Genomic DNA, 24,581 nt, shown 5'->3' on the forward strand with positions numbered 1-24,581 from the left:
TAAAAAAAAGCCGTGCGGGAGGAAAATTATGCTTTTCGAAAATCCGCTGACAAAGCCCAGAGACCTCAGGGTTCATATAGACGCCCCATATGCCGCCGAAATCTTCTCGGAATATTTTTTCAGAATGCTCAGCGAGTCATTTATCCATTTGCCCGTCATAATTCTCTGCATTGGAACCGACCGATCCACCGGCGATTCCCTGGGGCCCCTCGTGGGGGAAATGTTGAAAAAATCCTGCGTTCACGCCAGGGTTTTTGGCACCCTCTCCGAGCCGGTTCATGCAGGGAATCTTACAAAAGTTATGGATGAAATACGCGAAAAATATACGAAACCTTTCATCATAGCCGTAGACGCCTCCCTTGGCTGCTCCGAAAATGTGGGGACCATAAAACTTGCCAGAGGCTCCATAAAGCCCGGAGCCGGTGTAAACAAAGACCTGCCCCCGGTGGGCGACTTTCACATTACCGGCATCGTAAACGTCGGAGGATTTATGGAATACTTCGTGCTGCAAAACACCCGCCTTTATGTGGTCATGAAGATGGCGGAAATCATTTCTGAAGGCATAAACAAGGGACTTTCGAGATTTTTCAGTTGAAAACGGCTCACATAAAAAAAAGAAGGAATAGTCTAATGGCTATTCCTTCTTAATCGAACTTCGAACCTCGAAATTTATAGTTTTGTCTTCAATTCTTCCAAAATCTGATCCGCAGTCTTCCCCTGGGCGTTTATGACGGGTATGTTCTGGGCAACATCTTCGATTCCCATGAAATTTTTATCGATGCCGTTTACAATGACCGCATCGACTTTGACATTTTTAAATAAAATGCTCATATACCCTGTTTTTTATTATTTCATACACTTCCTCCGGAGTCCGGTCCTGGGCATTTACCAGCAAAACCCCGTAAGGATATTCCTCTCCTGTGTCGCCTGACAGCGGATCCATCACCCTGTTGAAACTTGCAGTGTAAATATCGTCAAGCTTCCTGCCGGTATATACGACTGCGTCCACCACCACGTTGGGTTCTCCCCAGGAAACCGTCATATATCCCCTCTCTCTCAGATACTCTCCGACATCCTCCAGGCCGTCTTCCAGGGCAATGACCCGGGTCATTTTTACCACCTCCGCCATTTTTATTATCGACGGAAGCGAATTAAATTATTCCTCACAACCTTCAGAGCCCGGGGCATTATCGAAAAGCTCGTTGGTGTCACGCCTATATAGTCACCGTCGGCCTGAGCCGCAGTGGGGATCTCAAAGTCTATTTTGATTCTTTTTCCCCTGAAAACTTCAAAGGAAGGATGGCTTCTGTGCCCCCCGCTGAAGACCCGGGGTAAAAACCTCAATATTTCAAAACGGCTCATATCGTTCACCAGACATACTTCAAGGAACCCGTCGTCTAAAACGGCATCGGGACATATCATCATTCCTCCACCGTAATATTTTGCATTTCCTACGGCTACCAGCCAGAGTTTCCTCCGTATGGTTTTTCCGTCTATTTCAATGGTGGCTTTTCTGGGAAAAAAGCGCAACAGCGTCATTATCAGCGCAAACACATAAGCCGGAGTTCCCGTGAGGAATTTTACATCATCGTTTGTAGCTCTGGCCACTTCCGCATCCAGACCCACTCCCGCCACATTTATAAAAAATCCTTTTTCATGCTTTCCCAAATCAATATACTCCGGACGTCCCTTTTCAAGCACAGCAAGAGCGGCGCTGGGTTCCCGGGGTATCCCGACGGTCCTGATAAAGTCATTACCGGTTCCCGCAGGAATAATTCCCATTTCTAAGTCTTTCAACACAAGCCCGTTGACCACTTCGCATATCGTGCCGTCGCCTCCTACAGCCACAACCCTCGTAAAGCCGCGATCGCGGGCGCCGGCGGCTATATCCACAGCTTCGCCAGGAGCTTTTGTCAATACAAATTCATAAGGAAAATTAATTTTATCTTTGATTTTGTTCCAGATTTTTAAACTTTTGCCCCTGCCCGCCGCGGGATTTACTATAAATAATGTATTCATGTTGCCTCCCTTGTCCACCAAAAGAAAACCCAACTTTCGTTGGGTTCATTTTGCGGCCTGTTCATTTTTTACAAGTTTAAGATTTCTTTCATGAGAAATATTCTGCATCTCACATTTGCCTTCCAGCAATCCTCCGTCTTCTATCACAATGCCGGCCACTTTTATATCTCCTATGACCTTCCCTGTAGCCCTTATCTCCATTTTTCCTTCCAGCGAGGCATTCCCGTTGAATGAACCGGCTATCACCGCATGACGGGCCTTGATGTCCGCCTTAACCATGCCGCTTTCCGTGATAATGACATCGCCGGTGCTTTCTATCTCCCCTTCGACCTTTCCTTCTATCCTGAGAATACCGGCCGCTTTTATTTTGCCGATGAACTCTGTGCTGGAGCCAAAAATAGTGTCAACTTTGTCCGTTCCGACGGATATCCCGTCAGTTTTCTTGCCGAACATCGCCTTCCTCCTTTACTGTAAATAGTTGGCGGGGTTCTTGAGCTCTCCGTTTACACTGACCATATAGTGCACATGAGGTCCCGTGCTCCGTCCGGTATTCCCCACTTGAGCGATAATCTGGCCTTTTTTAACCTTCTGACCTTTTTTTACCAGCACTTTGGAGGTATGACCGTAGGAAGTCTCAAAACCATAGCCGTGGCTTATGGTCACCATATTTCCGTATCCGCTTTTATAGCCCACAAACACCACCATGCCATCCGCCGCCGCACGTATTGAGGTGCCGTAAGGGGCCGCTATATCAAGGCCGTCATGGAATTCTTTGCGGTAACCGAAGGGCGACCTCCTGTAGCCAAAATCTGAAGTTATCCTGCCGGCAACAGGCCATATGGACGGAGTTGAAGCCATGCGCTGATTTCTCTGTATCATCGCATTTTTTAATTCTTTCAGGCTTTGCTCCTGTTCGGGAAGCTTGGACTCAATAAGCTGCAGGTCCCTTATGGCTTTTTCCCGGTCTATACCGCTTCTAGACGCAAGTATGTACACTCTTTCGCTGTCGGCCGCCTGTTTCAGGTCAATGTTTTTTTTTAAAGCAGGATCATTTTTAAGGAGATCACGCAAATCCTTGTCCAATTTTTCAAGGCCTTGCATTTTCTCTTCCAGTGTCTGCGTCTTTTTCACAAAATAATCAAGCTGTTGCTGCAATTTGTTATAATCCCTGGTTTTCGCCGCGAGATCCCGGTTGCTTGCCTGTATCTGTCTATAAGAAATGGAAAAATTCACAGCATAAACCGAAACAGCTGCCACTATCCCCACCAATAGCCCGCCGATAATTTTGAGAATGATGGCTGGAAATGAAATAGAAAGAGTGGATCTGCCGGAATGAGGTACGATCATTATAGTGAACGCTTCTTTCTTCTTTTTTTTCACTCCTGTTCACCACCACCTCTTGAAAAAATATAATAATATTTCGACGCCAAATAATAAAAATCCTTCCTCACGAGTTAAATTTATCCACCGATTGCTTCAGAAATGATTTCTTTTTCTTCCGGAGAAAGGGTGTAGCTGCAGGTCCCTTTTATTATGGGTTTAAGATAGACCCTGTTCTCGTCCCGGGCATAAATGCTTGTTATCAGTACGCCGGAGTTGTAATCGTTCAGAAAGACCACCGAAAAGCTGAGGTCGCCGCCCATATCCGGAAAAGCGTTATATCTTTTTAATTTTATTTTCTTTACTGAAAGTTTTCCTTCTCTTTCCAGCTCCTGCACTTTGTCTTTCAACAGGTCCATGGCGGCTTTTACTTCCCTGACATCAGCGATATAACTTTCCAGCAATTGTTCCAGATTTTTGCCATCCATGCCGCGCATGAGTTGATTGTATCTTCGAGAAACCGACGCCAGCTTAACATTTACCGATATAAAAACAATCAAGGTTAAAAGAGAAACAAATGTGAGCGCCAGCAGCACCTTATCCACATGGGCCTCTAGAAAATTTTTTACAAGCAAGTAAAAATCAGATGATACCATGATTTCTCCTCCAACAAACTTGATCTAGAAGGAATTTGCGAATCGCAGACCAGCTTCATATCGCCTCCGGCATCTGAATTGCCGCGCTCAGCCCGGCAAATGGGAAAACGCCAGGGCCAAAAAAATTGCCACAAAAATGGCTGGAAGAAGGTTGCCCACTTTTATTTCGACATTTATTCCCAGCATGTTGATGCCAATGGCAAAAATTAAAAGCCCTCCGGTGGCGGTCATCTCCCTTATTATGACATCGGTGAGAAAAGCTTTTACATAAGCGGCAGCCAGAGTAATGCTTCCCTGGTACAAAAATACCGGTAGAGCCGAAAATGCCACTCCTGGCCCCAGGCTCGATGAGAACACCACGGCAGAAACACCGTCAAGAATGGATTTTATAAAGAGAGTGGTGTGATTGCCGGTAAGGCCGCTTTCTATTGAACCCATAATAGCCATGGCTCCAACACAGTACAGGAGGCTGGCGGAAACAAAAGCCCTGGTGAAATCCCCTTCACCGTTTCCAAACCGCCTTTCCAAGCTCTGCCCGAACTGTTTGAGACGGTATTCTATCCGTAAAACCTCTCCCAGCACGGCCCCTATTACTATGCTGAGGGTGACCACCAGCAGATTCTGACTCTTTAAAGCCATGGAAAGACCGATGAGCATGACCGTAATGCTCAACCCCTGCATGATGGTGCTCTTTATGTTTTCGGGAAAACCACCTTTCAAGAAGTTGCCCAGGATGGCTCCAACAATTATCGCTGCCGCATTTACCACAGTTCCCAGCATGTTTCCTCCCCCGTATCCTGCATTTCACTTCCAACCTGTTTATTATATCACCAGTTTCTTTTGTAGAAAAGGCTTATTTCCACGAACCAATCATCTCCAGAGCTCTCAGGGCTTCTTCGATGTCGTCTTCGGTATTAAAAACCGAAAAGCTGAAGCGTACCGTACCAGTATCTTTAGTGCCAACGGTTTCATGGGCAAGGGGGCTGCAGTGCAGGCCGGGCCTCACTTCTATATGGAATCTGCTGTCAAGTATATGGGCCGCCTCCGAAGAGTTTAGCCCGGCAATGTTCAGAGAAATCACGGAACAGACACTTCCCGGTTCCTTCGGGCCGTATACTGTAACGGATTTGATATTTTCCAGGCCTTCAAGAAATCTGGTAATCAAATTTTTCTCATGGGTTCTGATATTTTCCATGCCCTTTTGTTTTATAAATCGCACCCCCGCCAGGAGGCCTGCGATGCCCGGGGTATTGAGAGTGCCGCTTTCCAGCCTGTCGGGAAGCATGCCGGGTTGTTCCAGTTGTTCCGAAAGGCTGCCGGTGCCGCCCTCTTTTATAGGAACAATATCGATCCCTTCCCGCACGTAAAGGCCTCCCGTGCCCTGTGGACCGTAAAGTCCCTTGTGGCCCGGAAAAGCCAGGAGGTCTATATTCATTTTTTGCACATCTATAGGGATAATCCCTGCGGTCTGGGCGGCATCCACCAGAAACGGGATCCCGTTTTCCCGGGCTATCTCGCCAATCTCTCGAATCGGCATGATGGTGCCGGTGACGTTGGAGGCGTGAGTCACCGCAATAAGGCGGGTGGTGGGTTTTATTGCTTTCCGTATATCATCCGGATCAATAAATCCCCTCAAATCACATCTTACAATACTCCATTGGACTCCAATCCTGGCCAGGGCAAAAATGGGCCGGGCCACCGAATTGTGCTCCATAGACGATGTTATGACATGATCCCCGGGCTTGAGCACCCCTTTTATGGCCGTATTCAGGGCATCAGTGGCGTTCGGCGAAAATACTATGTTCTTCGGGCTTTCGGCATTAAAAAAATCCGCCAGATGCTGTCTTGACTCATATATAAGCCTTGCAGCATCAAGAGCCATACTGTGACCGCTCCTGCCGGGATTTGCTCCGTGGTTTTTCATGGCTTCTTCCATCGCCTTATATACTTCTTCAGGCTTCGGCCAAGTGGTGGCGGCATTGTCAAAATATATCATTGAAAGCACCTCAAACATAACTTTACCACAAATTATATTTTGATTCCAGTAGCAAACCTTAATTCTGATGTTAAAAGTTACTTTTCTGTCGGAGATGGCCTGGGACTCGGCCCATGTCTTATGTCCGGCCTCTGACCTCCGATATCTAGCTTCTGCTAAAAATAAAGGTCCCGCTCTCCCTGCTCTATTCTAGCCAGCCTTTCGATGGTCTTTTGCTTTATGACAGGATTGTCAATGTCTTCAAGGCTTTTTCTTATAACCTCCTCTCCCGCCCGGCGTGTCTCAGGCTCGGCATAGTCGATGAGGAATTCTTTGAAAGTCAGGATTGCGTTGGGCAGGCAGCAGTTCTGGATATTGCCCGTTTTCGCAAGCTGCATGAAGCGGTCTCCGGTGCGGCCCTGCCTGTAGCAGGCGGTGCAGTAGCTCGGAAGGTAGCCCCTCCTGCACAGAGACAACAGTACTTCATTGGGAGTCCTGCGGTCTTCCACCAAAAACTGCGGAGCGTGTTCGCCACCGCTCGATTTTCTGGATATTTCGTCATGATATCCGCCCACGCCGGTGCACGAACCCGCACTAATCTGAGATATTCCCACATCGATGACCTCGTCTCTGAAATCCGGCCTTTCCCTGGTAGACAGAATCATGCCGGTATAAGGAACAGCGAGGCGCAGAATGGCTACAATCTTCTTGAATTCTTTATCAGGCACAAGATGCGGAAAATCCTCGATGTTTATTCCATAGGCGGGCCTTATCCTGGGAAAGGATATGGTGTGGGGGCCCACCCCGTATGTCTCATCCAAATGCCGGGCATGCTGCAACAGGGCTAAAACTTCGTACCTATAATCGTACAAACCGAAGAGGACGCCTAACCCCACATCGTCGATTCCTCCTGCCATCGCCCGGTCCATGGCCGTAGTGTGGTAATCGTAATCGCTCTTAGGCCCTGAAGGGTGCATATACTTATATGTGGGTCTGTGGTAGGTTTCCTGGAAAAGTACGTAGGTGCCGATACCCACATCTTTCAATTTGCGGTAGTTTTCCACAGTCGTTGCCGCAATGTTTACATTCACCCGACGGATGCTGCCGTTTTTGAGTTTCGTGTCGTATACGGTTTTTATCACCTCCAGAGTGTACTCAATCGGGCAGTTCACCGGGTCTTCCCCGGCTTCCAGGGCCAGACGTTTATGCCCCATATCCTCCAGTATCCGCACTTCCTCCCGCACTTCATCCATCGACAGCCTCCGCCTCGGGGTCCTGTTGTCCCGCCTGTAACCGCAATAACGGCAGTTGTTTACGCAAAAGTCGCTGAAATAGAGCGGAGCAAAAAGAACGATCCTGTTGCCGTAGATTTTCTTTTTTATCTCATGAGCTATCGAATACATTTCATCCAGTAGTTCCCTGTCCTCGCAATAAAGCAGCGCTGCCACATCGTACAGGTCAAGGCCTTCAGCCTGCTTTGCTTTTTCAAAAATATCCCTTATGGCCTCGGAAGATACATTTTTTCCCTTTTCCAGGGCTTCCCCTATGGCCTTATCATCTATAAAATCTGCCCTCATGTTTTCCAAATAACTTTTTGAATTAAACATAACTATCTCTCCCTTAAATTTTTTTGTGGCAAAATCACTCCTGGGCAGCATAATGCCCATCGCAATCCGGAAGCACTCTTGTGAGTTTTACATTCTCTTGTTTTTCCCTCAATCAATCAACGAAAAAAGGCTTTATCCTCCGGGAGGCAAAGCCTTTGATGCCCAATATCTTTCCATCTTTTGCTCCCCCCTTCGCTCAGGATTCCCCTCACGTCAGGAATATATATTTATTTTTTATTATATTCCATATAATTCTTAACCGCAATAATTTTTTTATGTGTTGTTGATATTCGCTCTGCTTAGCCCTGCAAAATCGTCACTTTATACCAAAAATCCTTTTTTTTATTATTCAAATCTTGATTCACTCAAATCTTACATTCTGTAACCATATTCTGATTTGAAGAATATTTTAAAGTGGTATTGTTTTATAAATGACAAAAAATTAATATTCTATGCAAATCTTTTATTTGAAGGGAAGGATAATTATGTGTGGAATCACAGGCTGGATAGATTTTGATGACGATCTGACACAAAAAAAACCCGTCCTTGAAAAGATGACCATGACTCTTTCAAGAAGGGGGCCTGACGATATGGGATACAAGTTGTTCCCCCACGCCGCCTTCGGTCACCGAAGGCTCATAGTGGTGGACCCTGCCGGCGGCGGCCAGCCGATGGTGCGGGAAATCTGCGGCCGCACCTACTGCATAACTTACAATGGAGAGCTTTACAATACCGATGAAGTGCGAAAAGAGCTTTCAGGCATGGGTTATAACTTCACCTCCCGCTCCGATACGGAAGTGCTGCTGATGTCATATATAGCCTGGGGAGAAAATTGCATGAGCCGTTTAAACGGCATATTCGCCTTCGGCATATGGGATGAAGCTGAACAGAAGCTCTTTATGGCCCGGGACCGATTGGGCGTGAAACCCCTGTTTTTTACAAAAAGGGGCACTTGTTTCATATTTGCTTCGGAAATCAAAGCGCTCCTTGCTCACCCTCTGGTAAAGCCGGAACTGGATGCCACGGGCCTTGCGGAAATATTCGCTCTGGGACCCGCCAGGACCCCCGGATGCGGGGTTTTCAGGGGAATCGAGGAGTTGAAACCGGGATATGCATTGTCGCACGATAGGTCCGGCACCCGCATAAGACAGTATTGGGCCCTGGAAAGCCGCCCCCATGAAGATGATATGGATACTACCGTGCGAAACGTGTTTTTACTTATAAAAGACACGGTACACAGGCAGCTTGTGTCCGATGTCCCCGTCTGCACTCTGCTGTCGGGCGGCTTGGACTCAAGCGCCATAACTGCCCTGGTTTCGGATGCCTTCAGCGGCAACGGCCGAAAGACGGTAAGCACATACTCGGTGGATTACGCCGGAAACGACATCTATTTTAAAACCAGCGAATTCCAGCCCAACAGCGATTCATATTTCGTGCAAAAAGTATCATCCTATCTCCACACCGATCATCAATGCGTGGTAATCAGTACCCGGGATCTCGCCGAAGCCCTTGAGGACGCGGTGCTGGCCAGAGACCTGCCGGGCATGGCCGATGTGGACTCGTCATTATATCTTTTTTGCCGGGAAGTAAAAAGAGACGCCACCGTGGCCCTGTCCGGCGAAGGCGCCGATGAGATTTTCGGAGGGTATCCCTGGTTCAGACGATCCGAGGACTTCAACTCCGACATATTCCCCTGGACACGCATGATGAAGGTGAGGACTAGAATACTTTCACCCGAATTAATTGATAGAATAAAACCCGAGGAGTACGTGAAAAACAGGTATCGCGAGGCCCTGGATGAAGTCCCCCGCCTTGCCGGAGAGAGCCCCTTCGACCGGCGCATACGGGAAATCACATACCTCAGTGTCACCCGCTTCATGCCAACTTTACTGGATAGGAAAGACCGCATGAGCATGTACACAGGCCTGGAAGTAAGGGTGCCCTATTGCGATCATCGACTGGTGCAGTACGTATGGAACATCCCCTGGCACATGAGAAGCTACGGAAACATGGGAAAAGGCCTTCTCCGCAAAGCCATGGAAGGGGTCCTGCCGCAGGATATTTTGTACCGCAAAAAAAGCCCGTACCCCAAAACACATAACCCCGAATATATGGCCATCGTCAAGGATAAAATTCTTGAAATTTTGAACGACCCTGCCTCACCGCTGCTGCCATTTATAAATAAAGAAGCAGTAATTGACCTAGCCAGGGCAGATACCTCCTGCTTCGATATCCCGTGGTTCGGGCAGCTCATGACTGTCCCCCAGCTCTTCGCATATCTCATCCAGACAGATTTCTGGATGAGGAAATATGACGTCACAGTTTTATAACAACTGCTGCAAAATCTTTGCTTGTGGTAGATGCACACTGCACAAAGTTTTATAAAACCTATGAAAAAGTAAAATAAGAGACCCTTGAATAAAGGGTCTTATCTGTCATCCTTTGATTCTTTTGTTTTTACTATTAGCTCATTACTCTTGAATATAATGCTGCCTGACGCATCAAATCCATATACTTTATAAAAATATACCGCATCTGATCGCAAATCACTGTCACAAAACGTAGTCCCAGAAATCCTCACTATTTTACTGCCATTACGATAAACAATGTATCCAGCGATATCAGAATCAATCACCGGCCCCGACCAGTCCAATTTCACTTCGGTATCGGTCACCTCCTGCGCAGTTAAACTAGCATATGCCGGATTCACTATGTCTTCATCGCGAGGATTTACGTCAAATTCTATCTTTTTATCGACACCTTTTATAGTGTTAAAATTGAATGTATCCAGAATGTCTATAGTGATTGTCGCTCTCCCCTTATTGCCTTTTACCCTCAATACACCTTCTTCTACGGCGGCCACATCAGCATCACTGGATTTTATGGCATACTGGGCGCTGTCAAGATACATGAGTGCTGAGCTGTCATCGTCAAATACTGCTTTTATTCTTACAGGCGCCGCTTTTTCAGTTTTGAGAACCTCCAGCGGCATCTCCGCCTGGAAACTTTTCACTCTATGGTTTGCCATAAACCTGATTCCCGAAATATATTCGTCGATGATATTCAGCACGGTATTCAAATCAAAGCCGATTCTTTTTGCGACCTCTTTATTCAGACTCTCATCACTGTCTAATATATCCAAAAAATCTTCAATTTTGTCTTTATAAGAATATGCTTTTTCTATGCTGTCTTTATAATCTTCGAAATCCATCATCAGTGTTTCTATCAATTTTCTGTATCTTTCAGCTTGTTCACCGTTCATACCGCCGTATCTTATGTAAATGCCTTCTATTTTTCTCAAAATATCTTTAAGCACCGATTTTATGGATTGTTGCGGGTCAGCATCGGTCGTAATGGCGGGCTTGCTGAAGGCGCCAAGCTTTAATGCGCTGTCGTAGCCGCCGGTAAAAAGCGATTCAAATTCGAAGATTCCGATGCCGTTCGTATTTGCATCTCTTACGGCGCCGATCTGTCTTAAAAAAGTTTTTTTATCAATCTTTGTAAATGCAGCGATGCCGACGGTCACCTGGGAATGCCCTCTGGCAAAGGCCCAGGTGTTATTGATATCATCGGCCACCGGCTGCTCATAAAGATAATAAGACATCGGTATCAGATTGTTGATATAATCCTTTATCGTCCAATCCCTGGCATCCTGATACGTGTCTATAATCGCCTTATCATAGTCCGGCCGCACATCTGCCGATATCTTTATATCCGGTCTGATGGATTTTACTTCCGATATTATTCTGTAAACGAATGAACTGATTATATTTCTTCTGAACCCGCACCACTTATCCCATAATTCATCGCCGGGCTTTAAGGTTAATGGATCGCAGCCGGTGTAGCTTTCAAACAGCCTTCTTGTATATGAATCGTAGCCGAAATCATTTGAGTAATCGCCGGAAGCAGGATATCTCATGTAGTCGAACTGAATCCCGTCCAGGTCGTATTTTTTTATGAGATTTATATAAAGCCCGGATAGAAAGTCTCGCACTTCGGGCAGTGCAGGATTCATGTGGTAATACTTATTTTTATCGCTGTCCTGAAAATATATATCGCCTTTTCTGCTGACAGCCATCCATTCGGGCTTTTTTGATGCAACGGACGGGCCTGCCAGGAAATCTTCAACCCATGCGTACAATTTAATACCTCTCGCGTGTGCTTCTTTTATATATGTGTCGAGCACATCAAAACCGCGGTACATGGGGTTGTGCGTAATAATCTCATTTTCCGTCGGATATATTGCATATCCGTTCCAGAATGTTTCAAGGTATACAGTATTTATATTGATATCTTTCAACATGTCAAGATGCTTTTTTATTTCATCAACACTGATTTCTTTAGGTCTCAGCCATACCGCCCTGTTTTCCACTTTTATGGATTCAAACGTCATAAAATATGCATTGTCTGCGTCATTTTGTATTTCATTTACCGTATTTATTAATTCTCTATACCTGCCTTGATTCAACTGAGTCTGCGCATTTTTCAATTTATTTCTGGCGGTGTCGATCATTTTCTGTACTTTATCATAATCAATATCCAAAAATTTGTTTTTTGCATCTTCCAGACTTTCCTCTGCCGATTTAATACTGGCCGCGGCCATATCCAAGTATGAGTTTGGCGTAAAAATTATTCTTGCTTCTTTCTTGTCTTTATTCAATACAACTGTTGAACCCAAAAGGGCATATTTTTGGAGCAATTTTAATTTATCGCCGTGCCCCGAAAGGACATATCCATCCGCAGGAATTTCCGAGTCGTTTCCTCCATTTTTTATTATTTTACTGTCGCTTTCCACCACGACTTCATATCCGTAAGGATTTGTTCCCGTGCGGTTTCCATAATTCTTGTCATAAACTATCATCTGGTTGGGGCCTCTATAGCCATCAAACGGCTTTTGATTTTCTTCGTCCCACGCAGCGGGATTATCTTCCAGCGATACCGGATTGTATGCATCATATGCTATCTTTCCTGCACCGTACAGTTTTATATTGTCTGCAGAAATCATAACCTTATCGCCGATTCTGGCCTTTTCACGCAACAGGTTGTAATATGGGCTTCCCCGATGCACGGATATAACCGCTCCACCGGATGGTATCAGCGAATTATTGTTGAGCCATGCCCCGCTGTCATTTCTCATATCGACTATATCGCTGATAACATTATTTTTCACCGTCAATTCCATTCCCCAGCCGTTTGTCCCGGTTGAATAGCCATAAGACGGATTGTATAATATCACCTGATTGGCGCCCCTGACCGAATTAACGTTATCTATCGGTATTATCATATCGCCCAGTTTGAAATACATTTCGGGAAATACGGGTATTTCCAGATTTGACAGTGTTATTTCTTCGCCGATATAAAGATTTTTTATAAAATCCGCATTATCTTTCGTGTATGAAACAACATAACCATCTGGCGGAATGTATGTTCCATTTTTCCCATTGGTGTTTATATAAACAATTATGTTGTTTACCACCACAAACTCAAGAGTATTTTTCACAAACGGCGGAGTGCTCTCCCCATAATTTCTGGTATAGATTATGATTTTCCCTTCCTGTCTTTTGCTGTCCACCAGATCAATGGAATATGTCAAACCGTTCTCAAAAGTAATTCCCGGAGAGTTTACCACATCACCAGCCGCCAATGCATTTGCGTTAATATGTAACATAAAAATTAAAATAAAAATGCACAACACATAACCTTTGACAAATCTCACTCTTATACAGACCCCTTTTTATAATCAGTATTATTTTCACAATAGTTTAGCATTTGCCGCATAAAACGCAACTGAGCTTCATACAGGTTCTCCCCCATACAAAGCTCAGAAGCAGGAGAAATATTGAACAAATAGTGTTTCCATCGACATTCACCGATTTTCAAAAACTTTGTTTTTAAACGTTTGAAGCTAAAGGTATCTGTCTATAGCCCATGCAACACCTTTATTCTGAAATCCTTCAGGAGTAACTTCCACATGAGGCGCAAGCTTTGGCAAGTATTCCGAATGCCTGACAAATACCGAATGGCCCGCAAAGGCCAGCATGGGAATATCGGTCTCGCCATCCCCCACCGCCAGCACTTCTTCCGGCCATATCCCCAGTTTATTGCAAAGAAATTTAAGGCTCTCTCCCTTGTCGCACCGACCGCTGTTTATCTCGCAAATATACGGATATGAACGGCTGCAATTGAGGTGCGATAGGTTTGCAGGCCACATATCGAGAACTTCTCTGGCGTAATCTTCTGAACCGGTTATCAGCATTACTTTAGTGACATGCTCTCGGGGAATATCGACAGGATTTTTGACTTCCTTTATTCGATTCATATCGAAAACATCGAATTTTTTCATCACATATTCCCTATCTACAGAAGAATTAAGATAATAATAAATAATATCCGGCTGAAATACAGCGACCACTGCTCCGGAAATTTGAGTGCTGAACCTTATGACACTGTCGGCGTCATCCGTAGCAAAAAATTCTTTCCGCAGCAGATGATTCCCCGAGTATATCAAGGCACCGTTGTTTGCAATAATAAGAGGTTCGGAACAAAGACCCAGAACCTCCAAGACTTTTTTCACCCCATCGCGATGCCTGCCTGTAGCAAGGACTACCCTTATACCGGATGAAAGAACCTTTTTCACCGCCTTTTCATTGTCGGATGATACGACATTTTCTGAATCGACCAGCGTCCCATCTACATCAAGGGCAATTAATTTAATCATATTTACTCACCACTTTTGAACTAATCTTTGCATCATTTATTAATATCTTTGACATGTTTTGCGTTTTTCCTCTTTTTCTGCAGAATAATTGCATCCGCCATCATCGAGGAGGATACCAGCATACCCGGACAGATGGAGCTGCCGAATTTTACTGGTAGGGACTTGCAAAGATTATTGCAGTGACCGGCGGTATTACCGGCTCCCATCTTCAAAGTATATCACAGGGGGAATTCCTTGCTAACTATCTTGTTGAGCAGGGAATCCCGAAAAAGGAGCTGAAAAAAATAGGTAACTACTGCCGTAAAGGCGATATTACCGACATTCAGATTGAAGTATAATATACCAGCTTTCAAAATCATAATTTGTATCGAACTTTTCAGGTATGATCCTGAACGTACCAACCAAACTAAAGCAAACTCTGCTGTTATATTTGATATTATCGAGCTTGTGGCCTTCCGGAGCCGATTTTATAATGTTTCTGTTAAAGTAGCATGTTGAGTTTTAACAACTTTTTAGCCACGCCCCCGAGTTTCGAGGCTTACCACTAGTTCCTCACAGGCTTTTCTTTATAAAAAGCCAGCAGAACCCCGCATCCGGGAAAAGATAGTAACTTTCCGGCAGCTTCCTCCGTAACATCACTGGAACAATTCAATGTATCGGCCAGTTCCCGGATCAATTCGACTATGTACTGTTCATCTCCATGAACCGCGTCACGGATTGCCATATTCATAAACATTCCCCTTAATCATCCAGTTTTATAAACTCCACATCAATCGATTTACCCTTTACTCGCAGCTTTACCGCACTGATAGGAAGAGTGAACCTCTTCGGACCGGCACTGCCGGGATTTAAAAACATCACTCCATCGCGTCGTTCTAATAAAGGCCTGTGGGTATGACCGCTGATTACCGCATCAAAACCTGCCGTTTTCGGGTCAAGATCCAACCGATTCAAGTCGTGAAGAAGATAAAGGCATATCTCCCCGATATTCATGGTTTCTGTAAATGGGAATTTATATGCCCATCCGTCCCTGTCGCAGTTGCCCCTTACCGCCGTAACGGGAGCTATTTTATTGAGAGCATCTATGATATACGGATCTCCTATATCTCCTGCATGGACTATGTGTTGACAATCTTTAAAAATATTCAATATCTCTGGTCTTAGAAGACCATGAGTATCAGAAATAACACCTACTATGTGTTCCGTCATTGATTGTCCTCCTGATGCATCAAGTTAATATGATTTTCTCTGCAGCTCTAATTACCATTTCTAAATCTAGCAGTGCTCTTTCACCATCTTCTCTTTTATACTCCAGTGTGGGTATAAAGTCAACATCTCCATTAAAGGAAAATTTTCTTTTAGTTGTCGGTTGGTCTGGAAGCTCTAAATAGTCCTTCGACCCATGAGATTTTTTTAAAGGCTTTAGCCAGAAACTTTTCAGGTCCCAACTTTTTTTCCTCTTCTGTCGGAACTGTCTCCAGTGTAAAAAATCCTTTGTAATCTTTAGGGAAGGATGCCGCCATTTCATCCCAGCAGATTTCTCCGTTTCCAGGGAGCCAATGCCGGTCAAAAAGGCCGTCATTGTCCGATAAATGGGTAGCAAAAAGCCTGCCGCCATAATCTTTTAGTAAGAGATCGTTTCTGTGTTTCCTTAGCATGGCATGGGAACTGTCATAGCAAAAACCCATATGGCTTGATTTTATCTCAGACAGCAAAAATAACACGCTATCATCACGCAGGGTATTTTCAATGGCTATTTTCACCCCTAGATCTTCCGCAGCTTTTACAAGATGCGACATGCTTTCAATTCCATATTTATTTGGTGCCGGCGGCTCTTCTCCTTCCATTATATGCATAACCATCAGTGGAATATTCAATCTTGAGCAATCGTTCAGCCATTCAACATGCTTACGGACAATACTTTCGCGTGCATCAGTGTTTTCACTCCATAAATCATTCGAATTATTATAAGGCACATGAATATTTTCCAGTACCAATCCTGCATCTTTCACCATTCTGGGCATATCCTGTTTGCATATAGCGAAAGGCTCCTTCTCATCTTCCCACCAGATAGAAGTCGCATCGAACCCGGCATCTTTTATCATCTTTAATCTCTCCGATAGAGGCATCACGAAACCGAACCACGAAAATATTCCCAGGTTTATTTCATAAGTCACTTTTCGCACCTCGTTCAAAATGTTTCACGTGAAACACGTTTACTTCACTATTGTCTCTAAAATTCTTTCCAGTTCGTCTTCTGAATAAAATTCAATTTCAATTTTTCCTCTTCTTTCCGTGCCTTTTATTCTTACTCTTGTACCAAGGGCTGTTTGCAGCTTTTCCGATATATCGATAAAAGCGGGGTTAATATCTTCGGTCTTTCTATTTTTTCTGTTCCTGTTTTCATCTTTCTTTACCGCCTCTTCTATTTGCCTTACCGACATGTTTTCTTCGCTTATCTTTTTTGCCAGTTTTAACCTTTCTTTTTTATCCTCTATGGCAAGCAGCGCTCTCGCGTGACCCGCCGTTAATTTTTCTTCTGTTATCAGTTTTTTAATTTCTTCGTCCAGGTTTAAAAGTCTTACCGTGTTTGCAATCTGTGACCTGCTTTTCCCCACCCTTTTAGACAGTTCCTCCTGTGTCATGCCAAATTCTTCAATTAGTTTTTTATAGGCCTCCGCTTCTTCCAGAGGGTTCAGGTCTTCCCTCTGTAGATTTTCTATAAGTGCAATTTCCATTACATCCATATCCGAAAGTTCTTTTATTATTGCCGGGACTTTTTCTACTCCAGCTTTTTGCGCTGCTCTCCATCTTCTTTCTCCCGCCACTAGCTCATATCCTGTCTGTTTTTTCCTTAAAATTACCGGCTGCAGAATCCCGTGCTGCTTTATTGAATCGGCCAGTTCTTCCAGTTTCTTTTCGTCGAAATGTTTTCTCGGTTGATTTTTATTCATTCTTATCTCGTTTACTGGTACTTCCAGAACATTTTCTTCTTCTTTAACTATTTCCGGTATTAAAGCGCCTAATCCTTTCCCCAGACCTCTCTTATTCAATTCCGAGCACCTCCTCCGCCAGTTCCATATATACCTGTGATCCCTTAGATTTTGCATCGTAGGTTATTATCGGTTTTCCATGGCTTGGAGCTTCACTTAATCTTACATTCCTCGGAATAATTGTCCTGTAAACTTTATTTTTAAAAAATTTTTTTACTTCTTCTACTACCTGAATCGATAAATTTGTCCTGGCATCGAACATGGTTAGTAGAACTCCTTCCACCTGGAGATTCCTGTTCAGATGCTTCTGAACCAGATTGATTGTATTCATCAACTGTCCCAATCCTTCTAAAGCGTAATATTCGCATTGTATTGGTACCAGCACCGTTCCAGCGGCTGTGAGGGCATTCAATGTTAATAGTCCCAGTGAAGGAGGGCAGTCTATTATTATAAAATCATATTCATCTTTTATTTCGTCTATGGCATTTTTAAGTTTGTATTCTCTTGAAATTGCCGGCACCAGCTCAATTTCGGCTCCCGCCAGTTGTATGTTTGACGGCAAAAGAAAAAGATTTTCATATTTTGTTTTTATTATGTTTTCCTTAATAGATTCTTCATTGATAATAACATTGTAAATTGATTTATCAATTTCTTTTTTGTCTACTCCGATACCGCTGGTCGTATTTCCCTGAGGGTCTATGTCAACCAGCAAAACTTTTTTACCCAGCACTGCAAGGCATGCTGCAAGGTTCACCGCAGTTGTCGTCTTGCCCACCCCGCCTTTTTGATTTGCAATGGCCATTATTCTCGACATAAATTCGAAACAAAGGCCTTTTGCCCTGTTTCTCTTCCTCCTTTCAAATACCCTGCTGCGAAAGATGTCGTTTTTATTAAATCAACTTTATATATAAAATTTCTTCTTTATTTCTTTTTTTCCTTCCTGTTTTTTTTGTTTTTAAAAAATAATGTTCTGTTCTAAATTCTTGAGCATAAATTCCGACTTAATAAGGCTGTAGATTTTTTGAAACTTTGTGTTGCGGCCGTCTCTCATAATGCGCTAGTTTCTGCCGCATTCTTTATAAAAAAAATGGTTCATTACCTCTTTGGTATTTGAACCACCACTTCTATAAAATCTCCTTTGTCGATCTCTTTATATCCTGCTTTAATTCCTGTATCTTTTATGCTTTTTACCAACTTTTTTACGGAATTGACAAAAATTCTCACGTCTTTAATCGCAATTTTAAACGACTTCTTTTTTTCTTTTTCTTTTTCATTTTCAATTTCTTCGATAAGCCTGTCAACTAGATCTTCGGTTTGTCTAACATTCATTCCTTTATCTATAATTTGTTTTAACGCTTGCATTTGAAGATTTTCATCCGGCAGTTTAAGAAGAGCTCTTGCGTGCCTTTCGCTCAACTTTTCCCGGGAAATAATTTTTATAATTTCCGGAGACATCTTCAATATTCTCATCTTGTTTGCTATGGTCGACTGACTTTTTCCCAGTTTCATAGCAAGCTGTTCCTGTGTCAATCCGTAATCCTGCATCAACTGCCTGTATCCTTCTGCTTCTTCCAGGAAATTCAGGTTTTCTCTTTGTAAATTTTCAATTAAAGCCATAACGGCCGTTTCTGAATCTCCCGCATCTTTAATTATGGCCGGTATTTCCTTTAATCCGGCTCTTTTGCAGGCCCTCCATCTTCTCTCTCCCGCAATTATTTCATAACTGTTCTTTCCGCTTTTCCTTACTACTATCGGCTGCAGAACACCGTACGATTTTATTGAGCTAGTCAAATCATTTAATGATTCTTCGTCAAATTCTTTTCTAGGTTGATATGGATTAGGTTTTATTTCTTCAAGCGGGATTTTAACAATGTTTAAATCTGTTTTGCGGTCCCCCCACATTTGCCCCCACCGCCTTTCGTTTTTTTATTATAATTCTATAAAAAAGCAGTTTCTCCTTCCTATTTTTGTTAAATTTTATTTTTTATAAAGGATTTTTTTCGGGCATTCCTGGTCTCCTGGGATATTTTTCCGGTGTGTTTTTTATTTTCTTTATAACAATCAATTTGTGTTTCATATCCCCTATCTTATATTCTACGATATCTTTAACTTCCCCTCCCATAATATTCAGAGAGTTTTTTGCATCTTCTATTTCCTCTTCGGCCTTTTCGCCTTTCATGGCTATAAAGATTCCGTCTTTTTTTATAAACGGAAGACATATTTCCAATAGTACTTTAAGTGACGATACGGCTCTCGCAACTGCCATATCCTGTCTTTCTCTGTATTTTTCTTTTCTTGCCGCTGTTTCGGCTCTTTCGTTCACTATTTCCACATCTTTAAAATTAAGTCCTTTCACCACTTCACATAAAAATTCCGCTTTTTTTCTTACTGCTTCAAGCAGAATCAGTTTTATGTCGGGTCTTGCTATTTTAATGAAAATTCCCGGTATCCCTGGCCCTGTACCTATATCTATAATTTTTGAGCTACGGTTGATTTTAATAAGTTTTGATATCATCATCGAATCAATGACATGCTTTTCAACAAAATCTTTTTTTCCCGTTATTCTCGTTAGATTCACTTTCTCGTTCCATGAAAAAATCATGTCTTTATATTTTAATATATTCTCTAACTGTTCTTCATTTAAATAAATTTTATTTTCCAATGCCTTTTTTTGTAAAATTTCAATAAAATCATTATTCATTTGCTCTAATCCTTTTTTGCTGTTCAAGGTATATCAATAATATTGAAATGTCTGCTGGATTCACCCCTGAGATTCTTGAGGCCTGTCCTACGGAGCTCGGCAGCACTTTTTTTAATCTTTCCCTGGCTTCTGTCCTCAAGCCGTAAATTTTATCATAATCAATGTCTTTCGGAATTTTTTTGTTCTCCATTTTTTTAAAGCTTTCCACCTGGCTTATTTGTCTTTTTATATAACCGCTGTAAGAAACCATGATTTCAACCTGATCTATTACTTCTTCCGGAAGTTTCGGCCTCATCGGATCAAAAATCTTTACCTTTTCGTAATTCATTTCCGGCCTTTTCATAAGGTCTTCCAGTGTGAAAGGTGTATTTATCGGTGCCGTTTCCATTTCTTCAAGTATCCTGTTGTTTTCTTCCGTAGGGGTTATTTTTATCGACCTCAATCTTTCTATTTCTTGCTGAATCATTTTATTTTTTCTAACTGTTTTTTCATATCTCTCATCGTCGATCAATCCCACTCTGTGCCCGATTTCCGTAAGCCTTAGATCCGCATTGTCGTGTCTTAGCAGCAATCTGTATTCCGCTCTTGATGTCAGCATCCTGTAAGGTTCTGTAATTCCTTTTGTTATAAGATCGTCTATTAGTACTCCAATGTATGCGTCTGACCTTTTTAAAATTAATGGTTCCATATCTTTTATTAAAAGCGCGGCATTTATTCCCGCTATTAGCCCCTGAGCAGCGGCTTCTTCATATCCAGATGTTCCGTTTATCTGACCTGCCAAAAAAAGTCCTTTTATTTTCCTTGTTTCAAGAGTTAAACTCAGTTGTGTCGGTATAACGTAGTCGTATTCTATCGCATATCCATATCTCATAATTTTTGCGTTCTCCAGACCTTCTATTGTTCTTAGCATTTTTAACTGTACATCGGCTGGGAGGCTGGTTGACATACCCTGGATGTACATTTCATTTGTATTAATTCCTTCAGGTTCTACAAATATCTGGTGGCTTGTCTTTTCTTTGAAATTCACTACCTTTACTTCTATGCTTGGGCAGTAACGGGGCCCCACTCCATGAATTTCGCCGGTGTACAACGGAGCCCTGTGTAAATTTTCCATGATTATTTCATGGGTCTTTTTATTTGAGTATGTGAGCCAGCATGATACCTGGTCGCGCTTTATATTTCCCGATGTGTAAGAAAAAGGGATTATTATCTCATCGCCCGGCTGTTCAATCATTTTCGAAAAGTCTATGGAATTTTTGTGCACTCTAGGAGGAGTTCCCGTTTTAAATCTTCCCAGCTCAAATCCTAAATCCGACAGGCTGTCGGATAGCCGGCTTGCCGGAAAGAGCCCGTTTGGGCCTCCGCTATAGTTTACGTCACCTATAATTATTCTTCCTCTAAGATATACTCCAGTTGTTAGTATTACTGCTTTTGAGTAAAAAACGCCTCCCGTTCTTGTAACTACACCTCTTACTTTTCCTCCTTTTTCCAGTATTTTTACCACTTCTTCCTGTACTATATCCAGGTTTTGCTGTTTTTCTAACGTGTATTTCATTGAAAATTGATACGCCTTTTTGTCAGCCTGAGCTCTCAAAGCCCTTACAGCAGGGCCTTTTCCAGTATTTAACATTCTCATCTGGATAAATGTTTTATCTGTATTTATGCCCATCTCTCCGCCCAGAGCGTCTATCTCTCTTACAAGATGCCCTTTTGCCGGGCCTCCTATTGAAGGATTGCACGGCATAAGCGCTATGCTGTCAAGATTTATGGTAAATACCACTGTTTTCATGCCCATTCTTGCGGCAGCCAGTGCTGCTTCGCAACCGGCGTGCCCTGCGCCCACCACTGCTACATCATAATATCCTGCGGTATATTCCATAACTTCACCTTCATTTCCCGATGCAGAAGTTTTCAAAAATAGCGTTTATAATATCTTCGCTCACTGTGTCTCCTGTAATTTCACCCAGTTTTTCCCACGCTTCTCTTATGTCTATTTCGATGAGTTCCACTGGCATTCTCTTTTCCATGGCTTTCAGTGCTCTTTCAAGGCATCTTACGGCGTCTTCCAGTGCCTGTCTCTGTCTCTGTCCGGCTATTATCGTATTTTCATCTACTGGACCTATATTTTTCACCACTGAATTATATATTTCATCCTTTAATTCTTCAATACCCTGTTCTTTTAATGCCGATATCCTGATTATTTTCTTTTCCGGCAGCATTTTTTTTATTTCTTCTTCTTTTATCTTTGACGGAAGATCGGATTTGTTTACAACTATGACTGTAAATTTATTTTTTACCATATCAAATATTTTTCTGTCTTCTTCTGTTATTTCCATCGAAGCATCCAATACCAGCAGTACCATTTCCGCTTCCTGCAGGTATTTTTTTGCCCTTTCCACGCCAATTCTTTCTACCATGTCGCTGGTTTCTCTGATGCCTGCGGTGTCTATAATTCTTATCGGGATACCGTTTATGTTGATATATTCTTCTATTATATCTCTTGTGGTGCCGGGCACATCTGTTACAATCGCCCTCTCCTCTCTTAATAGCGCATTCAGTAAAGATGATTTTCCCACATTCGTCCTTCCTAGAATAAGTGTGGAAAGGCCATCTCTGAGCATTTTTCCAGATTCTAAATTTTTTATCGTTTTTTCTATTTTGAATTTGCTTTTTTGAATTTCTCTTTTTATTTGTACAGGATCCGCTTCTGGTATGTCATCTTCTGGAAAATCAATGTTTGCCTCAATATGCGCCATAATTTCAAGAAGTTCTGAACGTATTGAATTAATCCTTTCGGAAAACCCGCCGGCAAGCTGACGGCTTGCAATCATCAGCGCTCTTTCGGTTTTTGACCTTATAACGTCAATTACCGCTTCTGCCTGGGACAAGTCTATCCTTCCGTTTAAAAATGCCCTTTTTGTGAATTCTCCCGGTTCTGCAACTCTTGCCCCATGTTTTATAGCAAGCTCCAGAATTTTTTTCTGCGCTGTCATCCCACCATGGCAGTTTATTTCCACCATATCTTCGCGTGTATATGTGTGAGGCGATTTGAAAAAAGCCGTCAATACCTCATCTATTTTATATCCTTTTTCCGGATCTATTATATAACCTAGGTAAAGGTGACGGCTTTTTATATCTTTCATTTTTGATACCGGCTTGAAAATTTTTTGTATTATTTCAAATGATTTTTCTCCGCTTATCCTGACTATACCTATGCCGCCTTCGCCCATCGGGGTTGATATTGCGGCGATTGTGTCTTCATCTTTCATTTTACTTACCTCTCACGTAAATCAAGCCCCAAAGCTCTGGCTCCGGGGCTCACTACGTATTTTTTATTTTAATGAAATAATCACTCTTCTGTGGGGTTCTTCTCCTATGCTCCTTGTATGCACCATGGAATCTCCCTGCAGCGCTGTATGTATTATTCTTCTTTCATTTGGGAGCATTGGTTCCAGAATGACGCTTTTTTTTGTTTCCTTTACTTTTTTTGCCATACTCTTTGCAAGTCTTTCCAGTGTTTCTTCACGCTTTCGTCTGTAATTTTCGGCATCCAGGATTATTCTCTTGTAGTTTTCTATTCCCCTGTTTGCCACTAGAGAAGTTAGATACTGAATGGCATCCAGGGTGCTTCCATGCTTTCCTATCAGTACACCGACGTTTTTACCCTCAAAATTTATTTTTATTGTATCCTTTTCTTCTTGTATCTCTATTTTTGGATCTAATTGAAAATGTTTCGTAAGGCCTCTAACGAATTCCAACGCCCTCTTGCCAGGATCTTCTTTTACAGTGACTTTTACCTTTGCGGCTTTTGAAAGAAACCCCAGTATTCCCCGGTTTCCTTCTTCCAGCACTTCTATTTCCGCCTGTTCTTTGTTGATGTTCAATTCCTTCAATGCCATTTTAATTGCTTCTTCCACAGTTTTTGCCTGCTTTTCCACCCATTTCATTTCACTTTACATCCTCCTTGACTGGAGCAGGGGAGCGCATAATTATCATCTGTTGAAGTATCTGCAATATGTTGCTGACTACCCAGTATAGTGCCAGGCCTGAAGCAAATTTTACCGCCATCCATCCAATGAAGAGCGACATAACAATGTTCATGGAGTTATTCTGGTTTTCGGTGTTTGGCGGTGTTGCTATTTTTGATGACAAATATGTTGTGATTGCCGCAAGTATTGGAAGAATGTAAGTTGTGTCAGGAGCTCCTAAATCTTTCAACCATAAAAATCCGGCTTTACCAAAATTGTAAGATTGAAGCAGTCTGAAAAGACCTATTATAAAGGGAAACTGAATAAGCAAAGGAAGACATCCGCCCATAGGATTCACTTTATTTTCCTGATACAGCTTCATTATTTCTCTGTTCAGCTTTTCTTTGTCGTTTTTATACTTTTCCTGGAGTTTTTTCTGAAGAGGTGCGATCTCCTGCATTTTTTTTATTGAATGAAACTGTTGAAAACTGAAAGGAAGCAGTATCAATTTTATTATTACTGTAATTCCTATTATAGCCAGTCCGTAGCTTTTTGTATAGGCGAATATGAAATCCAGAATCTGCTTCATTATACTTTCAAGATATGCCATTAATTTTGCTCCCC

24 protein-coding genes are annotated in these 24,581 nt (G+C 42.7%); 2 read left to right on the forward strand and 22 right to left on the reverse strand.

Annotated elements, in window-relative coordinates; all coding sequences use genetic code 11:
- Window positions 1-28: 28 nt before the first annotated feature.
- A complete protein-coding gene (gene yyaC, locus AC6I1H_RS09870) occupies window positions 29-595 on the forward strand; it encodes a spore protease YyaC (protein WP_497737424.1) in 567 nt (188 codons plus the stop codon).
- A 74-nt stretch (window positions 596-669) separates the two neighbouring features.
- Here the strand turns inward: yyaC and AC6I1H_RS09875 are convergent, their stop codons facing one another.
- From AC6I1H_RS09875 to hydG, 9 genes are all read right to left on the reverse strand, one after another.
- Window positions 670-831, reverse strand: coding sequence for a YkuS family protein (locus AC6I1H_RS09875; protein ID WP_497737425.1), 162 nt, complete (start codon window positions 829-831; stop codon window positions 670-672).
- The gene (locus AC6I1H_RS09880) at window positions 815-1,111 is read right to left on the reverse strand and encodes a YkuS family protein (protein ID WP_497737426.1); all 297 of its coding nucleotides are present in this window, start codon (window positions 1,109-1,111) and stop codon (window positions 815-817) included. The genes AC6I1H_RS09875 and AC6I1H_RS09880 overlap by 17 nt, the downstream gene beginning before the upstream one ends.
- Before the next feature lie 23 nt (window positions 1,112-1,134).
- Complete coding sequence (locus tag AC6I1H_RS09885; protein WP_497737427.1) at window positions 1,135-2,019, reverse strand: diacylglycerol/lipid kinase family protein; 885 nt, start codon at window positions 2,017-2,019, stop codon at window positions 1,135-1,137.
- A gap of 45 nt (window positions 2,020-2,064) precedes the next feature.
- Window positions 2,065-2,472: a bactofilin family protein gene (locus tag AC6I1H_RS09890; RefSeq protein ID WP_497737428.1), complete on the reverse strand. Its 408-nt coding sequence runs from the start codon at window positions 2,470-2,472 to the stop codon at window positions 2,065-2,067.
- A 12-nt stretch (window positions 2,473-2,484) separates the two neighbouring features.
- On the reverse strand, window positions 2,485-3,399 hold the full coding sequence (locus AC6I1H_RS09895; protein ID WP_497737429.1) for a peptidoglycan DD-metalloendopeptidase family protein: 915 nt from the start codon (window positions 3,397-3,399) through the stop codon (window positions 2,485-2,487).
- A gap of 80 nt (window positions 3,400-3,479) precedes the next feature.
- Window positions 3,480-3,995: a DUF4446 family protein gene (locus AC6I1H_RS09900; protein WP_497737430.1), complete on the reverse strand. Its 516-nt coding sequence runs from the start codon at window positions 3,993-3,995 to the stop codon at window positions 3,480-3,482.
- An 87-nt stretch (window positions 3,996-4,082) separates the two neighbouring features.
- Window positions 4,083-4,775 carry a DUF554 domain-containing protein gene (locus tag AC6I1H_RS09905; protein ID WP_497737431.1) on the reverse strand — a complete coding sequence of 231 codons (693 nt, stop codon included), beginning with the start codon at window positions 4,773-4,775 and terminating at the stop codon, window positions 4,083-4,085.
- A 73-nt stretch (window positions 4,776-4,848) separates the two neighbouring features.
- The gene (locus AC6I1H_RS09910; protein WP_497737432.1) at window positions 4,849-5,991 is read right to left on the reverse strand and encodes an aminotransferase class V-fold PLP-dependent enzyme; all 1,143 of its coding nucleotides are present in this window, start codon (window positions 5,989-5,991) and stop codon (window positions 4,849-4,851) included.
- 155 nt (window positions 5,992-6,146) lie between these two features.
- A complete protein-coding gene (gene hydG, locus AC6I1H_RS09915) occupies window positions 6,147-7,577 on the reverse strand; it encodes a [FeFe] hydrogenase H-cluster radical SAM maturase HydG (protein WP_497737433.1) in 1,431 nt (476 codons plus the stop codon).
- Window positions 7,578-8,062: 485 nt separating this feature from the next.
- On the opposite strand from hydG, the gene asnB reads away from it, so the two are divergent.
- A complete protein-coding gene (asnB, locus tag AC6I1H_RS09920) occupies window positions 8,063-9,907 on the forward strand; it encodes an asparagine synthase (glutamine-hydrolyzing) (protein WP_497737434.1) in 1,845 nt (614 codons plus the stop codon).
- Window positions 9,908-10,005: 98 nt separating this feature from the next.
- Here asnB and AC6I1H_RS09925 read toward each other — a convergent pair whose 3' ends face one another.
- The 13 genes from AC6I1H_RS09925 to AC6I1H_RS09985 all read right to left on the reverse strand — a co-directional run bounded on the left by AC6I1H_RS09925 (window position 10,006) and on the right by AC6I1H_RS09985 (window position 24,567).
- A complete protein-coding gene (locus tag AC6I1H_RS09925) occupies window positions 10,006-13,206 on the reverse strand; it encodes a glycoside hydrolase family 10-like protein (protein ID WP_497737435.1) in 3,201 nt (1,066 codons plus the stop codon).
- A 276-nt stretch (window positions 13,207-13,482) separates the two neighbouring features.
- On the reverse strand, window positions 13,483-14,295 hold the full coding sequence (locus AC6I1H_RS09930; RefSeq protein WP_497737436.1) for a Cof-type HAD-IIB family hydrolase: 813 nt from the start codon (window positions 14,293-14,295) through the stop codon (window positions 13,483-13,485).
- A 544-nt stretch (window positions 14,296-14,839) separates the two neighbouring features.
- Window positions 14,840-15,025, reverse strand: coding sequence for a hypothetical protein (locus AC6I1H_RS09935; RefSeq protein ID WP_497737437.1), 186 nt, complete (start codon window positions 15,023-15,025; stop codon window positions 14,840-14,842).
- Between the two features lie 11 nt (window positions 15,026-15,036).
- Window positions 15,037-15,504 carry a metallophosphoesterase family protein gene (locus tag AC6I1H_RS09940; protein WP_497737438.1) on the reverse strand — a complete coding sequence of 156 codons (468 nt, stop codon included), beginning with the start codon at window positions 15,502-15,504 and terminating at the stop codon, window positions 15,037-15,039.
- Window positions 15,505-15,653: 149 nt separating this feature from the next.
- The gene (locus AC6I1H_RS09945) at window positions 15,654-16,472 is read right to left on the reverse strand and encodes a sugar phosphate isomerase/epimerase family protein (RefSeq protein ID WP_497737439.1); all 819 of its coding nucleotides are present in this window, start codon (window positions 16,470-16,472) and stop codon (window positions 15,654-15,656) included.
- 39 nt (window positions 16,473-16,511) lie between these two features.
- Window positions 16,512-17,348 carry a ParB/RepB/Spo0J family partition protein gene (locus AC6I1H_RS09950; protein WP_497737440.1) on the reverse strand — a complete coding sequence of 279 codons (837 nt, stop codon included), beginning with the start codon at window positions 17,346-17,348 and terminating at the stop codon, window positions 16,512-16,514.
- A complete protein-coding gene (locus AC6I1H_RS09955) occupies window positions 17,341-18,102 on the reverse strand; it encodes a ParA family protein (RefSeq protein WP_497737441.1) in 762 nt (253 codons plus the stop codon). The genes AC6I1H_RS09950 and AC6I1H_RS09955 overlap by 8 nt, the downstream gene beginning before the upstream one ends.
- 281 nt (window positions 18,103-18,383) lie before the next feature.
- Window positions 18,384-19,190, reverse strand: coding sequence for a nucleoid occlusion protein (gene noc / locus AC6I1H_RS09960; RefSeq protein ID WP_497737442.1), 807 nt, complete (start codon window positions 19,188-19,190; stop codon window positions 18,384-18,386).
- A gap of 82 nt (window positions 19,191-19,272) precedes the next feature.
- Complete coding sequence (gene rsmG, locus AC6I1H_RS09965) at window positions 19,273-19,989, reverse strand: 16S rRNA (guanine(527)-N(7))-methyltransferase RsmG (protein ID WP_497737443.1); 717 nt, start codon at window positions 19,987-19,989, stop codon at window positions 19,273-19,275.
- Window positions 19,982-21,868 carry a tRNA uridine-5-carboxymethylaminomethyl(34) synthesis enzyme MnmG gene (gene mnmG, locus AC6I1H_RS09970; RefSeq protein ID WP_497737444.1) on the reverse strand — a complete coding sequence of 629 codons (1,887 nt, stop codon included), beginning with the start codon at window positions 21,866-21,868 and terminating at the stop codon, window positions 19,982-19,984. Before mnmG ends, rsmG begins: the two co-directional genes overlap by 8 nt.
- Before the next feature lie 10 nt (window positions 21,869-21,878).
- Window positions 21,879-23,258, reverse strand: coding sequence for a tRNA uridine-5-carboxymethylaminomethyl(34) synthesis GTPase MnmE (mnmE, locus tag AC6I1H_RS09975; RefSeq protein ID WP_497737445.1), 1,380 nt, complete (start codon window positions 23,256-23,258; stop codon window positions 21,879-21,881).
- Between the two features lie 63 nt (window positions 23,259-23,321).
- Window positions 23,322-23,936 (reverse strand): RNA-binding cell elongation regulator Jag/EloR, encoded by a 615-nt coding sequence (gene jag / locus AC6I1H_RS09980; protein ID WP_497737446.1) that lies wholly within the window; start codon window positions 23,934-23,936, stop codon window positions 23,322-23,324.
- Window position 23,937: 1 nt separating this feature from the next.
- Complete coding sequence (locus AC6I1H_RS09985; protein ID WP_497737447.1) at window positions 23,938-24,567, reverse strand: YidC/Oxa1 family membrane protein insertase; 630 nt, start codon at window positions 24,565-24,567, stop codon at window positions 23,938-23,940.
- Window positions 24,568-24,581: the final 14 nt, after the last annotated feature.

It is taken from the genome of Biomaibacter sp. TOL (assembly GCF_059717795.1).